The organism is Streptomyces wedmorensis (assembly GCF_000716445.1).
GTDB classification, from domain to species: Bacteria; Actinomycetota; Actinomycetes; order Streptomycetales; family Streptomycetaceae; genus Streptomyces; species Streptomyces wedmorensis.
In genome coordinates, this window is sequence record NZ_JNWK01000022.1 from 26,232 (window position 1) to 39,817 (window position 13,586).

The following is a 13,586-nucleotide window of genomic DNA, read 5'->3' on the forward strand; positions in this document are numbered from 1 at the left end:
AGCCGTCCTGCGGATAGGATCGAAGTGGCTGAACCTGTTTCATCATCACCGTCCCGGAAGGGGGCCCCTCGCGTGAGTGTGCTCGACGAGATCATCGAAGGCGTACGCGCCGACCTCGCAGAGCGACAGGCGCGGGTCACCCTCGACGAGCTCAAGGAGCGCGCCGCCAAGGCGCCGCAGGCCAAGGACGGCGTCGCCGCACTGCGCGGGGACGGCGTCAAGGTGATCTGCGAGGTCAAGCGCTCCAGCCCGTCCAAGGGCGCACTCGCCGCGATCGCCGACCCGGCCGGACTCGCCGCGGACTACGAGGCCGGCGGCGCCGCCGTCATCTCCGTCCTCACCGAGCAGCGCCGCTTCGGCGGCTCGCTCGCCGACCTGGAGGCCGTCCGGGCCCGGGTCGACATCCCGGTGCTGCGCAAGGACTTCATCGTCACCGCGTACCAGCTCTGGGAGGCCCGGGCGTACGGAGCGGATCTCGCGCTCCTCATCGTCGCCGCCCTGGAGCAGGAGGCGCTGGTCTCCCTCATCGAGCGTGCCGAGTCCATCGGGCTGACCCCGCTGGTCGAGGTCCACGACGAGGAGGAGGTCGAGCGCGCCGTCGACGCGGGCGCCCGGATCATCGGCGTCAACGCCCGCAACCTCAAGACCCTCAAGGTCGACCGCTCCACCTTCGAGCGCGTCGCCCCCGAGATCCCGGCGCACATCGTCAAGATCGCCGAGTCCGGCGTCCGCGGCCCGCACGACCTCATCGCCTACGCCAACGCCGGCGCGGACGCGGTCCTGGTCGGCGAGTCCCTCGTCACCGGCCGCGACCCGAAGGCCGCCGTCGCCGACCTCGTCGCCGCCGGCGCCCACCCGGCCCTCCGTCACGGCCGGAGCTGACCCCGCCATGACCCCCGTCCGCGCCACGCCGACCGCCCAGGGCACCGCCCCGGGCGGACCGGTCGTGCCCGCGGACGCCTCGGGCCGTCGCGGCCGGCTCCGTACCGCCGCGGCCCCCGTCTCCAAGCACGCTCCGCTGGCCAGGGGCTGCCGTCCGCGCGGCTGCCGCGCGCCCGCCCGCCGAGTCCACGGCCGCCGGGTCCGCTACGTCATCGGCTCCGAGCCGGGCCAGGTCAACGGCATGCGATGGCGCCCGCGCGCCCCGCGCACCTCCACACACAACGCCTGACCCCTGTCGCGTAGGGCCCGTCGCCACCGCCCGTGTGGGCAATCGTCCCGCCCCTGGCGGACGATTGCCCACAACGGGGCGGGCGCCCATGACGGGGCGGGCCGACAGGCGTCCGTGTTGCCGTGCGTGAGCGTGGCGCGCGCATAACGTGACCATCGACCACACGTATCCCGGGGCACCCGCCCCGCGAGGAGCATCCGCATGACGAGCGAGTTCTTCATTCCGGACCTGGAGGGCCAGGTCCCCAACGCCGAGGGCTACTTCGGCGATTTCGGCGGAAAGTTCATCCCGGAGGCACTGGTCGCCGCCGTGGACGAGGTCGCCGTCGAGTACGACAAGGCGAAGGCCGACCCCGAGTTCGCGCGTGAGCTCAACGACCTGATGGTCAACTACACGGGCCGCCCGAGCGCCCTCACCGAGGTGCCCCGGTTCGCCGAGCACGCGGGCGGCGCCCGGATCTTCCTCAAGCGCGAGGACCTGAACCACACCGGCTCGCACAAGATCAACAACGTGCTCGGTCAGGCTCTGCTGACCAAGCGCATGGGCAAGACGCGGGTCATCGCCGAGACCGGCGCCGGCCAGCACGGCGTGGCCACGGCCACCGCCTGCGCCCTGTTCGGCCTCGACTGCACCATCTACATGGGCGAGGTCGACACCCAGCGCCAGGCCCTGAACGTCGCCCGGATGCGCATGCTCGGCGCCGAGGTCATCGCGGTGAAGTCCGGCAGCCGCACCCTCAAGGACGCCATCAACGAGGCGTTCCGCGACTGGGTCGCGAACGTCGACAGGACGCACTACCTGTTCGGCACCGTGGCCGGCCCGCACCCCTTCCCCGCCATGGTCCGCGACTTCCACCGGGTCATCGGCGTCGAGGCCCGCCGCCAGATCCTGGAGCGCGCCGGGCGCCTGCCCGACGCGGCGATCGCCTGCGTCGGCGGCGGCTCCAACGCCATCGGCCTCTTCCACGCCTTCGTCCCGGACGCCGGCGTGCGCCTGATCGGCTGCGAGCCGGCCGGCCACGGCGTCGAGACCGGCGAGCACGCGGCCACCCTCACCGCGGGCGAGCCCGGCATCCTGCACGGCTCGCGCTCGTACGTCCTCCAGGACGAGGAGGGCCAGATCACCGAGCCGTACTCGATCTCGGCCGGACTCGACTACCCCGGCATCGGCCCCGAGCACGCCTACCTCAAGGACAGCGGGCGCGGCGAGTACCGGGCCGTCACCGACGACGCCGCCATGCAGGCGCTGCGGCTGCTCTCCCGTACCGAGGGCATCATCCCCGCGATCGAGTCGGCGCACGCCCTCGCCGGGGCCCTGGAGGTCGGCAAGGAGCTCGGCAAGGACGCGCTGCTCGTCGTGAACCTCTCGGGGCGCGGCGACAAGGACATGGACACGGCCGCCCGCTACTTCGGGCTGTACGACGGGGAGGGCTCCAAGTGACGAACGGGAACATCCAGCTGCTGAGCGACACCCTCGCCAAGGCGAAGGCCGAGAACAGGGCCGCGCTCATCGCGTACCTGCCGGCCGGCTTCCCGACCGTCGACGGCGGCATCGCGGCGATCAAGGCCGCCTTCGACGGCGGCGCCGACGTGGTCGAGGTCGGCCTCCCGCACAGCGACCCGGTCCTCGACGGGCCGGTCATCCAGACCGCCGACGACATCGCCCTGCGCGGCGGCGTCAAGATCGCCGACGTCATGCGGACGGTCCGCGAGGCCCACGAGGCCACCGGGAAGCCGGTCCTCGTCATGACCTACTGGAACCCGATCGACCGGTACGGCATCGAGCGCTTCACCGAGGAGCTCGCCGCGGCCGGCGGCGCGGGCTGCATCCTGCCCGACCTGCCGGTCCAGGAGTCCGCGGTCTGGCGCGAGCACGCCGACAAGCGCGGTCTCGCCACCGTGTTCGTCGTCGCGCCCAGCAGCAAGGACGCGCGCCTCGCCACCATCACGTCGGTCGGCTCCGGCTTCGTCTACGCCGCCTCGCTCATGGGCGTCACCGGCACCCGCGAGTCGGTCGGCGAGCAGGCCGCCGACCTGGTCCGCCGCACCCGGGCCACCTCCGGGCTCCCGGTCTGCGTCGGGCTCGGCGTCTCCAACGCCACCCAGGCCAAGGAGGTCGCCGGCTTCGCCGACGGCGTCATCGTCGGCTCCGCGTTCGTGCAGCGCATCCTCGACGCCGACGGCGACGAGGCCGCCGGACTCGCCGCCGTAAGGGAACTGGCGGGCGAACTCGCCGAGGGTGTCCGCCGCGTTTCGTAACCCATATGGGTGGACCTGCGACCGGGGAGGCACGTACGTGCCTCCCCGGTTCGTTCCTGAGGCGTGAGCGAGAAGAACCGTGGTGACGGTAACCGGAGCGCGCGGGAGCGCCTCCAGCAGCAGCGCGAGCGCGACAAGGCCCGCGAGAAGCAGCGGCGCGTCCTGATCGTGTCGGCGGCGGTGGTCGGGGTCCTCGGCCTCGCCGCGGTCGTCGGGGTGATCGCCGCGAGCGGCGACAAGGACGGCGGATCCGACAAGGCGGGTCCGGTGGTCGCGCCGGCCGGATCGATCGAGGGCGACAAGCCCGCGATCCCCACGGGCCGGACGGACGCCCCTTCGACGCTCGCCGTCTGGGAGGACTTCCGCTGCCCGGCGTGCGCCCAGTTCGAGAACGTCATGCGGGACACCATCCACGAGCTGGAGGCCTCCGGCGCGCTCAAGGCCGAGTACCACCTCGCCACCCTCATCGACGGGAACATGGGCGGCAGCGGCTCGCTGCGCGCGGCGAACGCGGCCGCGTGCGCGCAGGACGCGGGCAAGTTCACCGCGTACCACGACACGCTCTACACGAACCAGCCGCAGGAGACGGACGACGCCTTCGGGAACAACGCCAAGCTGATCGAGCTGTCGGCGAAGGTCCCGGGGCTCGACACGCCCGCGTTCCGCAGCTGTGTGAACGACGGCACGCACGACGGCTGGGTCGCCAAGTCGAACGAGGCCTTCCAGAACGGCGGCTTCCGCGGCACCCCGTCCGTCCTCCTCAACGGCGAATCGATCTTCCCGACCAAGGGGGACGAGCAGATCTCCCCGGAGAACCTGAAGAAGTGGGTGGCCGAGGCCAACAAGGGCAAGAAGGCCGGCACGGCCTCCCCCTCGGCGGGTTAGTTACCCATACGTTGCCGGGCGGGCTGCCGTCCCGCCCGCCCGGCAGGGTAGCGTCGGTCCTGCCATGGACCTTGCCTACATTCCCAGCCCGTCGACCGGCGTGATCCACCTCGGACCGATCCCGCTGCGCGGCTATGCCTTCTGCATCATCATCGGTGTCTTCGTCGCCGTCTGGTACGGCAACAAGCGCTGGATCGCCCGGGGCGGCACAGCCGGCACCGTGGCCGACATCGCCGTCTGGGCGGTGCCCTTCGGCCTCGTCGGCGGACGCCTGTACCACGTGATCACCGACTACCAGCTGTACTTCAGCGAGGGTGAGAACTGGGTCGACGCCTTCAAGATCTGGGAGGGCGGCCTCGGCATCTGGGGCGCCATCGCGCTCGGCGCGGTGGGTGCCTGGATCGGCTGCCGCCGCCGGGGCATCCCGCTCCCGGCGTACGCGGACGCGATCGCGCCCGGCATCGCCCTCGCCCAGGCCATCGGCCGCTGGGGCAACTGGTTCAACCAGGAGCTCTACGGCAAGCCGACCGACCTGCCCTGGGCCCTGAAGATCACCGAGGGCGCGAACCGCGAGGCCGGGCTGTACCACCCGACCTTCCTGTACGAGTCGCTCTGGTGCGTCGGCGTCGCCGTCCTCGTCGTCTGGGCCGACCGCCGCTTCAAGCTCGGCCACGGGCGGGCCTTCGCGGTGTACGTCGCCGCGTACTGCGCCGGCCGCGGCTGGATCGAGTACATGCGCGTCGACGAGGCGCACCACGTGCTCGGCCTGCGGCTGAACGTGTGGACGGCGATCGTCGTCTTCCTGCTCGCGGTGACTTACATCGTCATCTCGGCGCGGATCCGGCCGGGCCGCGAGGAGATCGTGGAGCCCAAGGCGGAGAAGACCGAGAAGGCCGGTGAGGCCGACGGGGCCGAGCTGTCCGACGACGACGTCGTGGACGGCGAGCCCGAGGACGCCGCCCCGGACGCGGAAACGGATACGGACACGGCTGCCGATACGGACGTGGAACACGGCGCCGGCAACGGCGCCGGGTCGGCCGCCAAGGGCTGATCCTCCCTCGTCACAGGGCCGTCGGGACCGAGAGGTTCCGACGGCCCTTTCGCGTACGGCGGGTCAGGCCGCGCGGGCGGCGAGGGCGAGGACCCGGTGGGCGCCCTCCACGACCGCCGCGTCGACGAACCGGCCGTCGGGGAGGGCCAGGGCACCCCGGTCGGTCCGGGCCGCTGCGACGACCTCCCACGCCGCGTCGACCTCCTCCGGGGTGGGGAGGTAGGCCCGCTCGATGACGGGGAGCTGGCGGGGGTGGATCGCGGCCCGGCCGAGGAAGCCCATCGCCCGGCCCCGGGCGCAGCCGGCGGCCAAGGTGTCCAGGTCGCCGATGTCGGGGTGGACCGACTGGGCCGGGGGCGGCAGGGCGGCCGCGCGGGCGGCGACCACGACGCGGCTGCGCGGCCAGTCGAGGCCGCTGTCGTCCCGTACCCCCAGGTCGGCGCGGAGATCGGCCTCGCCGAGGGCGATGCCGCGCACGTCGGGGTGGGCGGTGGCGATGGCGTAGGCGTGCTCCACGGCGAGGGCGTTCTCCAGGAGCGGGTAGAGGGGCAGGCCGGGGGCGAGGCCGGCGATCCGGTGGATGTCAGTGGCGTGTGTCACCTTGGGTACACGGAGACCGCAGAGGCCGGGGAGGGGGGCCAGGGTGGGGATGTCGAGCGGGGAGTGGACGCGGACGTGCACCGGGACGGGGTGGGCGTCGGCGAGCAGATCGACCGTGGCGGCGAGGGCGTACGCCTTGCGGTGCGGGGCGACCGCGTCCTCCAGGTCGACGATGACGATGTCGGCGCCGGAGGCCAGGGCCTTGCCCACGACCTCGGGGCGGTCGCCGGGTGCGTACAGCCAGGTGAGGGGAGTGCGCAGCCGCTCCATACCGTTCATACCGCTCCTTGGTCGCGGAGGGCGTCGATCTCGGCGGGCGTGAGGCCGAGTTCGGTGAGGACGTCCGTGGTGTCGGCGCCGTGCGGGCGGCCGGCCCAGCGGATCGCCCCGGGGGTCTCGGAGAGCCGGAAGAGCACGTTCTGCATCTTGATCGGGCCGAGTTCCGGGTCGTGCACCTCGGTGACGGTGTTGAGCGCCCGGTACTGCGGATCGTCGAGGACGTCCCGGACGTCGTAGACCGGGGCGATGGCGGCCTCCGCCTTCTCGAAGGCGTCCATGGCCTCGTCGCGGGTGTGGCGCGCGATCCAGGTGCCGACCGCCTCGTCCAGTTCGTCCGCGTGCTCGGCCCGGCCGGTGCCGTCGGCGAACCACGGCTCGTCGATCAGCTCCGGGCGGCCGACCAGGCGCAGCACGCGCTCGGCGATCGACTGGGCGGAGGTGGAGACGGCGACCCAGGAACCGTCGGCGGTCCGGTACGTGTTGCGCGGGGCGTTGTTGCGGGAGCGGTTGCCGGTCCGGGGCTGGACGTAACCGAGCTGGTCGTACCAGAGGGGGTGGGGTCCGATGACGGAGAGCATCGGTTCGATGATCGCCATGTCGACGACCTGGCCGCGGCCGGTCGTGTTCCTGGCGGTCAGCGCGGTCATCACCGCGTACGCGGTGGCGAGGGCGGCGATCGAGTCGGCCAGACCGAAGGGGGGCAGGGTGGGCGGGCCGTCGGGCTCGCCGGTGATGGCGGCGAAGCCGCTCATGGCCTCGGCGAGCGTGCCGAAACCGGGACGGTGGGAGTACGGACCGAACTGGCCGAAGCCGGTGACCCGGGCGAGGACCAGCCGCGGGTTGACGGTGGAGAGCTCCTCCCAGCCCAGACCCCAGCGCTCCAGGGTGCCGGGGCGGAAGTTCTCCACGATCACGTCCGCGTCGGCGGCGAGCGCGAGCAGGGTGTCGCGGCCGCCGGGGGACGACAGGTCCAGGGTGATCGTCCGCTTGTTGCGGCCGAGGACCTTCCACCAGAGACCGATGCCGTCCTTGGCGGGACCGTGCCCGCGGGACGGGTCGGGCTTGCGGGGGTGCTCGACCTTGACGACGTCGGCGCCGAAGTCGCCGAGCATCGTGGCCGCGAGCGGCCCGGCGAAGAGGGTGGCGAGGTCCAGGACGCGCAGTCCCCGGAGCGGGGCTCCGGCGGCGGGGGAGGCGGGGCCGGTCGGCGCGGTGGCCGGTGCGTGGACGGTCATGCGGAGTCGACCTCCAGGATGTGGGGGGAGAGGAAGGCCGCCTCGATCTCGACGCGGTACGGCATCGAGGTCGACGCGCCCTCGCGCTGGACGGAGAGCGCGGCGGCGGTCTGCGCCCAGGCGAGCGCCTCCGGGGCGGGCCGGCCCTCGCCGAGGGCGACCGCCAGGGCGCCGACGAACGTGTCGCCGGCCCCGGTGGTGTCCACCGCCCGGACCCGGGGGGCGGGCACGGTGACCGGCTCGGCGCCGCGGGACGCGTACAGGCTGCCGGCCGCGCCCAGGGTGATCACCACCTCGGGGACGAACCGCAGCAGGGCCTGGGCGGCCGCGCGCGGGTCGGTGAGGCCGGTGAGGGCGGCGGCCTCGTGCTCGTTGGGCACCAACAGGTCGGTGGCGGCGAGGAGTTCCGGAGGGAGCGGTTGGGCCGGGGCGGGGGTGAGGACCGTGCGGACGCCGAGCCGGCGGGCGGTGACGGCGCCCTCGACGACGACGGGGAGGGGGAGTTCGAGCTGGAGGAGCAGGGCGTCGGCGGTGCCGATGAGGGCCTCGTCGCCGTGGCTGAGGGAGGTGAGGGTGCCGTTGGCGCCGGGGACGACGACGATCGCGTTGCCGCCCTCGTCGTCGACGACGATGTGGGCCGTGCCGGAGGGGCCCTCGACGGTGCGCAACAGGTCGGTGTCCACCGCGCAGTGCTCGAGGGCGGCCCGGAGCCGTACCCCGAAGTCGTCCGCGCCGACCGCGCCGATCATCGCGACCTCGGCGCCCGCGCGAGCGGCGGCGACGGCCTGGTTGGCTCCCTTGCCGCCCGGGATCGTGCGGAACGCGCGGCCGGTGACCGTCTCGCCGAGGGCCGGGGCCCTCGGTACGTAGGCCACCAGGTCCATGTTCGTGCTGCCGAGCACGACGATGCTGGTCATGGGCGTACTGCCTCCGTGTGTGTCAGTTCGGCCAGCGTGTCGAAGCCGATGCCGTCGTAGGACGGGATCGACGTCGCCAGGCGGTTCTTGAGGGGAGTGGTCCAGCGCTCCGGCAGCCGGTCGGGGTGCCCGGCCAGGAGGCCGGCGACGGAACCGGCGGTGGCGCCGTTGGAGTCGGTGTCCCAGCCGCCCGACACCGCCGCGCAGATCGAACGGGAGAAGTCGCCGTCGCCGTGCGTGAGGGCGGCGGCGAGCACGGCGGCGTTGGGGACGGCATGCACCCAGTGGTACCCGCCGAGCTCGGCGTGCAGCCGGTCCACGACGGCGTCGAAGTCGGATGTGGCGCGGGCCGCCGCGATGCCGAGGCGGACGGCCGCCGCCAGACGCGAGCGCGGCGGGATCACCCCCAGGCCGGCGGCGAGTGCCCGGTGCACGTCGGCGGTGCCCGTCGCCGCCGCGGCCAGGGTCGCCGCGACGAACATGGCGCCGTAGACCCCGTTCGCCGTGTGCGTGAGCGCCGCGTCCCGGTAGGCCTGCGCCGCGGCGGCCGCCGGGTCGCCCGGGTTGGTCCAGCCGTGCACGTCGGCCCGGATCTGGGCGCCGATCCACTCGCGGAAGGGGTTGCGGCGTACGGCGGTCAGCGGGGGTTCGACCCCGTCGAGGAGGTTGCGGTAGGCGACGCGCTCGGCCGTGAAGGTGCGGCCGGCGGGGAGTTCGTCGAGCCAGAGGCGGGCGACGTCGGCGGTGGTGAAGTCGCGGCCGCACCGCTGGAGGAGGAGCAGGTCGAGGAGGGGGTAGTTGAGGTCGTCGTCCTCGGGCATGCCGTCGATGTTCTCGGCGAGGGAGGTGGCGGCCGAGCGGCGGTTCCAGGGGTGCGCGGCGAGCAGCTCCGGCGGGACGCCGCGGGCGGTGAACCAGGTGGTGAGGGGCCAGTTGCCGGCGGCGCGGGCGAGCGCGCGGATGGCGGGGAGGGGGAGCTTCTCGACCGGCTTGCCGAGGAGGCAGCCGGCGGCGCGGCCCAGCCAGGCGGCGTGCAGGCGGTCGCGGGCGGTGGCGGCTTCCTCCACGCCTCTCCCCGCTCCCGGCCGTTCCACAGGGCCGGCCGGGCCCGTGGCCCGTCCGGGGGCGGGTTCGGGGGGCGTCAGGGATCGGATCGCGGGGAGGGAGGTGGGTTCGTCCGCCGACAGGGGGGCGGGGAGGGCGGCGAGGGCGTCCAGGAGTTCCTCCGCCAGGGGGCGGAGGTCCGGGCGGGGGGTCTCCGAGGCGCCGGCGGTCCTCGGGGCGGGCGGCCCGCCCGCCGCCGCCCAACGGGCCGCGAGGGCGCGGCCGTCGCGGCCGTCCTCCGCCGCCTGGCGGAGTTCGTGGCCCACCAGGTCCTCCGGCTGGACCCAGGTCAGGCGGAGGGTCACCGGTCGGCGCTCGTCAGCGTCGCGAAGGCCGACTCGTGGGCGCGCCGCAGCGCGGTGTCGCGGGCGAAGATCTCGCGGGCCACCGTGCTCAGGGCCCTCGCCGGGGCGTGCAGGTCGAGCCGGCTGGCCTCCGCCACCCGCTTCGCCCACTCGGAGGGCACGCCGGACTCGCCGTGCAGGGCGCCGACGATCGCGCCGGCCATCGTGGCGATCGAGTCGCAGTCGCGGCCGTAGTTGACGGCACCGAGGACCGTACGACGGAAGTCGCCCCCTCCGACGAGCAGCATGCCCAGGGCGACGGGGAGTTCCTCGATGGCGTGGAGCCGGGAGGGGCGGCGGGCGCCGAGGGAGGGGGAGCGGTAGTCGGGGCCGACCGAGTCGAAGGGGGCGACCGCCCTGCGGAGGGGGGCGAGTGCGGATTCGAAGTCCCGGTGTCCGCGGGCCGCTTCGGTGACCGCCTCGACGGCCGCGCGCGTGCCGTCCTTCGCCAGCGAGAGGGCGGCCGCGACCACGGATTCCGGGGTGGCGCCGGGCGCGCAGGCCGCCGCCACGGCGGCCGCGAAGACACCGGCCGCCTCCCGGCCGTACGAGGACTGGTGGGCGCCCGTGAGGTCGATCGCCTCGGCGTAGGCGGCGGCGGGGTGGCCGGCGTTGACCAGGCCGACGGGCGCCATGTACATCGCGGCACCGCAGTTGACGACGTTGCCGGCGCCCGCCTCGCGCGGGTCGACATGGCCGTAGTGGAGCCGGGTCACGATCCACTTCTCGGCGAGGAAGATCCGCTGGAGGGGGAGGGCCTCGGCCTCCAGCTCGGGGATCCAGACGGGGGAGCCCATGAGTTCGGGCACGAGGTGGTCCGCGACCGCGTACGCGTCGAGGTGGCCGCGGACCTTCTCGTACACCCGGATCAGGGCGTGGGTCATCAAGGTGTCGTCGGTGACGTGCCCGTCGCCCTTGTGGTACGGGGCGATGGGGCGGGCGGTGCGCCAGTCGCCGCCGTTCCAGGGGCCGACGATGCCGGTGACGCGGCCGCCGTGGCGTTCCAGGATCTGTTCCGGGGTGTAGCCCTCGACGGGGCCGCCGAGGGCGTCGCCGACGGCGGCCCCGACGAGGCTTCCGGTGATCCGGTCATCCAGCGTGGGTACGTCCGCCGTCGGTACGGCCGGCGCGGGCACGTCCTGTGTGGGTGTCATGTCGGAATTGTCCACCTGAGGCGGCCGGTTCCGTGGCTCCGAGCAGCCCGGCGAGTTCCACCAGATCCGTACCCGCGAGCCGGGGCAGCGCGCAGCCCGCCAGCGTCCGGCAGGCGTCCCGCCAGCTCGGCGGGACCGAACGGCCGCCGCCCAGCGCACCGGTGAGCGCGCCCGCGAGCGCCGGCGCCGAGTCGGCGACCCGGGAGAGGCAGGCGGCGGCCGGTACCGCCGCCGTCATCTCGCCCCGGGCGGCGGTCGCGAGGGCCAGGGCGACCGGGACGGTCTCGGCGGCCGCGATGCCGTAGCTGTAGACGTGGTCCACGATCTGGTGCTCCAGGAGCGGGACCAGCTCGAACGCCGAACCGACGGTCCCGGCCAGCTTCAGCGCGTGCCGGGCGTTGCGGCCGATCTCGGTGACCGGCGGGAGTTCGGCGACCGCCGCCCCCACGGCCTCGTCGACCGACGCCCCGCCCAGCGCCGCCGCGACCGCGGCCGCCGTCGCGCGGGCGCCGTGCACGCCGTCGCCGTCCTGCGTGTACCGGGCGTCGAACTCGGCGAGTTCGGCGGCGGCGCGCGGGTCGCCGGGGTGGACCACCGCGAGGACCGCGGCGCGGACGCAGGCGGCGTCGTCGAAGAAGTGCGGGTTGTCGTGACCGGTGGCGGGCGGGCGCAGACCGGTGGCGAGGTTGCCGAGGCCCGCGCGGACCGAGATCCGGGCGCGGAGGGGGAGGACGGCCGACTCGACCTCGGGCGCGCGCTCGGCCGCGGCGGCGACCTGGCCCGCGAGGGAGTTCCACGCCAGGTCGACGGCGGCCCGCAGCCGGCGCTCCGGGGGGAGTCCCGCGAAGACCGGGCCCGCGGAGGCGAGGACCGCCTCGGCCGTGAACACCGCCCACTCGGCGTCGTCCGACGGGCCGAGTCGGAGCGGCTCGGGGGGCTGGTTGAGGGCGATGGGGACGGGGAGGGTCGTCGTCGCGTTCTGCTCCGCGAAGGTGTCGAGTTCGCGGGTGAGGCGGCGGGTCCACTCCGGCATGCGGGCGGCGCGGTGGCGGGCGGCCGGCCATCCTGCGGCGTCGCCCGCGGCGATCCCCAGGAGAAGGCCTTCGACCGCGTCGCGGGTGGGGCGGTGGGGGGTCTCGTGTCGGTGCGGGCTCTCCTGGGGGCCGCCCCATGAGCCGGTGCCGCGGACCGGGGCGGCGGGAGGCGGGCCCTGCGGGGTGCCGAGCAGGGGGCCGGGACCCGGCAACGGGGGCTGTGCCCACCCGTCCCGCCCTGCGGGACGATTGCCCACAGCGGGGGTGGCGGGGGTGGAGGCGGCGGTGGCCGAGGCGGGGGTCGTCGGGTCTGCGCTCATCGGGGGTCTGCTTCCGGTGTGAGGAGGTCGGCGATGTCGAGGACGTGGTAGCCGCGCATGGAGGGGAGGCAGCTGCCCGTCACGGGGGCGATGGCGGAGGCCCAGTCGTGCGGGATGGAGCCCAGGCCGCCGGCCGCGCCGGCGAGGGCGCCGGCCACGGCGGCCGTGGTGTCGGCGTCGCGGCCCATGTTGACGGCGGTGAGGACGGCCGTGCGGAAGTCGCCGCGGGCGGCGGCGAAGGCGCCGAAGGCGAGGCCGACGGCCTCGGGGGCGAGGTCCGTCCAGGGGTAGCCGCCGATGACGACGGCGGAGCGGACCTGGCGTTCGCGGGTGAGGGGGTCGGGCTGGACGCGCTGGGCGGCGACGACCGCCCGGCGCAGGGAGCGGGCGGTCCAGGAGTCCATCGGGACGACGGAGAGGGCGGCGGCGATGACGGAGGTGACCCCCGCACCGCCCATCGCCGCGGCGACGCCCGCCGCGACCGCCTGGCCGCCGTAGATGCCCTCGCCGTCGTGGCTGACGCTGCCGTCGATGGCGACGAGGCGGGCGGCCTCCGCCGGGCGGCCGGCGGCGAAGACGCCGAAGGGCGCGGCGCGCATGGCGAGTCCGTCGCTCCAGGCGTGCCGGTGCTGGGCGGAGATGGGGGCGGCGAGGCCACGGCGGAGGTTCTCCAGGGTGCCGCGTTCGGAGAAGCCGGCGCCGCGGAAGGGGCCTTCGTCGAGGTCGGCGATCCAGTGGTGCCAGGCCCGTTCGACGTGGTGGACGGTGAGGGCCGAGCCGTGGCGGGCGAGGAGGAGCGCGGAGAAGATCGCGTACTCGGTGTCGTCGGTGCCGGCCGGGCTCTCCGTGACGAATCCTTCGATGCGGCCCCAGCGGCGGCGGATCTCGGAGGGGCGCATGTTCTCGGCGGGAGCGCCGAGCGCGTCGCCGACGGCGAGGCCGAGGAGCGCCCCCCTCGCCCGTTCGCGCGTGTCGCCTGCCGTGGTGGTCACCATCTCGCGGCCCCTTCCTCGGGTGGGGCGCGCGGTCGGCGCCCCGATGCCTGCATCTGTGCCACCGCGGGCCGCGAACTCGCCGAAGAAACGTCTCTGTCACCCGGCTGACACCTCGCCAGAATCCGGTCCGTCAGGTGAGGGAGGCCTTAGTAAGTACGGCCTGCCTTGCTGGCGGACCCCTTACATCGGGCGTATTTTCGAGGGTGTTGGGGGCGGCGGGTGCATCCCGGCCCGCCGGA

Annotated in this window: 13 protein-coding genes; 6 read left to right on the top strand and 7 right to left on the bottom strand. The window is 74.4% G+C overall.

Going from position 1 to position 13,586, the window contains the following annotated elements; translation table 11 throughout:
• The first annotated feature begins 72 nt into the window (after positions 1 to 72).
• The 6 genes from trpC (at position 73) to lgt (ending at position 5,365) form a co-directional block, all read left to right on the top strand.
• Positions 73 to 882: an indole-3-glycerol phosphate synthase TrpC gene (gene trpC / locus OO54_RS18930; RefSeq protein WP_026058123.1), complete on the top strand. Its 810-nt coding sequence runs from the start codon at positions 73 to 75 to the stop codon at positions 880 to 882.
• A 7-nt stretch (positions 883 to 889) separates the two neighbouring features.
• The gene (gene trpM / locus OO54_RS18935) at positions 890 to 1,171 is read left to right on the top strand and encodes a tryptophan biosynthesis modulator TrpM (RefSeq protein WP_106970049.1); all 282 of its coding nucleotides are present in this window, start codon (positions 890 to 892) and stop codon (positions 1,169 to 1,171) included.
• A gap of 201 nt (positions 1,172 to 1,372) precedes the next feature.
• Entirely contained in the window at positions 1,373 to 2,611 is a 1,239-nt protein-coding gene (trpB, locus tag OO54_RS18940; RefSeq protein WP_017238749.1) for a tryptophan synthase subunit beta, read from the top strand.
• Positions 2,608 to 3,429, top strand: coding sequence for a tryptophan synthase subunit alpha (trpA, locus tag OO54_RS18945; protein ID WP_017238748.1), 822 nt, complete (start codon positions 2,608 to 2,610; stop codon positions 3,427 to 3,429). Before trpB ends, trpA begins: the two co-directional genes overlap by 4 nt.
• Before the next feature lie 63 nt (positions 3,430 to 3,492).
• A complete protein-coding gene (locus OO54_RS18950) occupies positions 3,493 to 4,314 on the top strand; it encodes a DsbA family protein (RefSeq protein WP_033204633.1) in 822 nt (273 codons plus the stop codon).
• Positions 4,315 to 4,378: 64 nt separating this feature from the next.
• Complete coding sequence (gene lgt / locus OO54_RS18955; protein WP_053194528.1) at positions 4,379 to 5,365, top strand: prolipoprotein diacylglyceryl transferase; 987 nt, start codon at positions 4,379 to 4,381, stop codon at positions 5,363 to 5,365.
• A 63-nt stretch (positions 5,366 to 5,428) separates the two neighbouring features.
• On the opposite strand, the gene OO54_RS18960 is transcribed toward lgt, so the two are convergent.
• Genes OO54_RS18960 through OO54_RS18990 form a run of 7 tightly spaced genes read right to left on the bottom strand, consistent with a single transcriptional unit; the run spans position 5,429 to position 13,347 of the window.
• Positions 5,429 to 6,244, bottom strand: coding sequence for an HpcH/HpaI aldolase/citrate lyase family protein (locus OO54_RS18960; protein WP_033204637.1), 816 nt, complete (start codon positions 6,242 to 6,244; stop codon positions 5,429 to 5,431).
• Positions 6,241 to 7,479, bottom strand: coding sequence for a CaiB/BaiF CoA transferase family protein (locus OO54_RS18965; RefSeq protein ID WP_033204639.1), 1,239 nt, complete (start codon positions 7,477 to 7,479; stop codon positions 6,241 to 6,243). Before OO54_RS18965 ends, OO54_RS18960 begins: the two co-directional genes overlap by 4 nt.
• Entirely contained in the window at positions 7,476 to 8,396 is a 921-nt protein-coding gene (gene rbsK / locus OO54_RS18970; protein ID WP_033204641.1) for a ribokinase, read from the bottom strand. Before rbsK ends, OO54_RS18965 begins: the two co-directional genes overlap by 4 nt.
• On the bottom strand, positions 8,393 to 9,805 hold the full coding sequence (locus tag OO54_RS18975) for an ADP-ribosylglycohydrolase family protein (protein WP_033204643.1): 1,413 nt from the start codon (positions 9,803 to 9,805) through the stop codon (positions 8,393 to 8,395). The genes rbsK and OO54_RS18975 overlap by 4 nt, the downstream gene beginning before the upstream one ends.
• Positions 9,802 to 10,998: an ADP-ribosylglycohydrolase family protein gene (locus OO54_RS18980; RefSeq protein ID WP_033204644.1), complete on the bottom strand. Its 1,197-nt coding sequence runs from the start codon at positions 10,996 to 10,998 to the stop codon at positions 9,802 to 9,804. Before OO54_RS18980 ends, OO54_RS18975 begins: the two co-directional genes overlap by 4 nt.
• Positions 10,934 to 12,352, bottom strand: coding sequence for an ADP-ribosylglycohydrolase family protein (locus OO54_RS18985; protein WP_078905259.1), 1,419 nt, complete (start codon positions 12,350 to 12,352; stop codon positions 10,934 to 10,936). Before OO54_RS18985 ends, OO54_RS18980 begins: the two co-directional genes overlap by 65 nt.
• Positions 12,349 to 13,347, bottom strand: a complete 999-nt coding sequence (locus OO54_RS18990) for an ADP-ribosylglycohydrolase family protein (RefSeq protein WP_033204646.1) — start codon at positions 13,345 to 13,347, stop codon at positions 12,349 to 12,351. Before OO54_RS18990 ends, OO54_RS18985 begins: the two co-directional genes overlap by 4 nt.
• Positions 13,348 to 13,586 lie beyond the last annotated feature (239 nt).

What these genes read in the sequence shown, in the direction of transcription:
- trpB (WP_017238749.1), top strand. Translation starts at nt 1,373, where the DNA reads ATGACGAGCGAGTTCTTCATTCCGGACCTGGAGGGCCAGGTCCCCAAC.
- trpM (WP_106970049.1), top strand. Translation starts at nt 890, where the DNA reads ATGACCCCCGTCCGCGCCACGCCGACCGCCCAGGGCACCGCCCCGGGC.
- lgt (WP_053194528.1), top strand. Translation starts at nt 4,379, where the DNA reads ATGGACCTTGCCTACATTCCCAGCCCGTCGACCGGCGTGATCCACCTC.
- OO54_RS18960 (WP_033204637.1), bottom strand. Translation starts at nt 6,244, where the DNA reads ATGAACGGTATGGAGCGGCTGCGCACTCCCCTCACCTGGCTGTACGCA.
- OO54_RS18965 (WP_033204639.1), bottom strand. Translation starts at nt 7,479, where the DNA reads ATGACCGTCCACGCACCGGCCACCGCGCCGACCGGCCCCGCCTCCCCC.
- rbsK (WP_033204641.1), bottom strand. Translation starts at nt 8,396, where the DNA reads ATGACCAGCATCGTCGTGCTCGGCAGCACGAACATGGACCTGGTGGCC.
- OO54_RS18985 (WP_078905259.1), bottom strand. Translation starts at nt 12,352, where the DNA reads ATGAGCGCAGACCCGACGACCCCCGCCTCGGCCACCGCCGCCTCCACC.
- OO54_RS18980 (WP_033204644.1), bottom strand. Translation starts at nt 10,998, where the DNA reads ATGACACCCACACAGGACGTGCCCGCGCCGGCCGTACCGACGGCGGAC.
- OO54_RS18990 (WP_033204646.1), bottom strand. Translation starts at nt 13,347, where the DNA reads ATGGTGACCACCACGGCAGGCGACACGCGCGAACGGGCGAGGGGGGCG.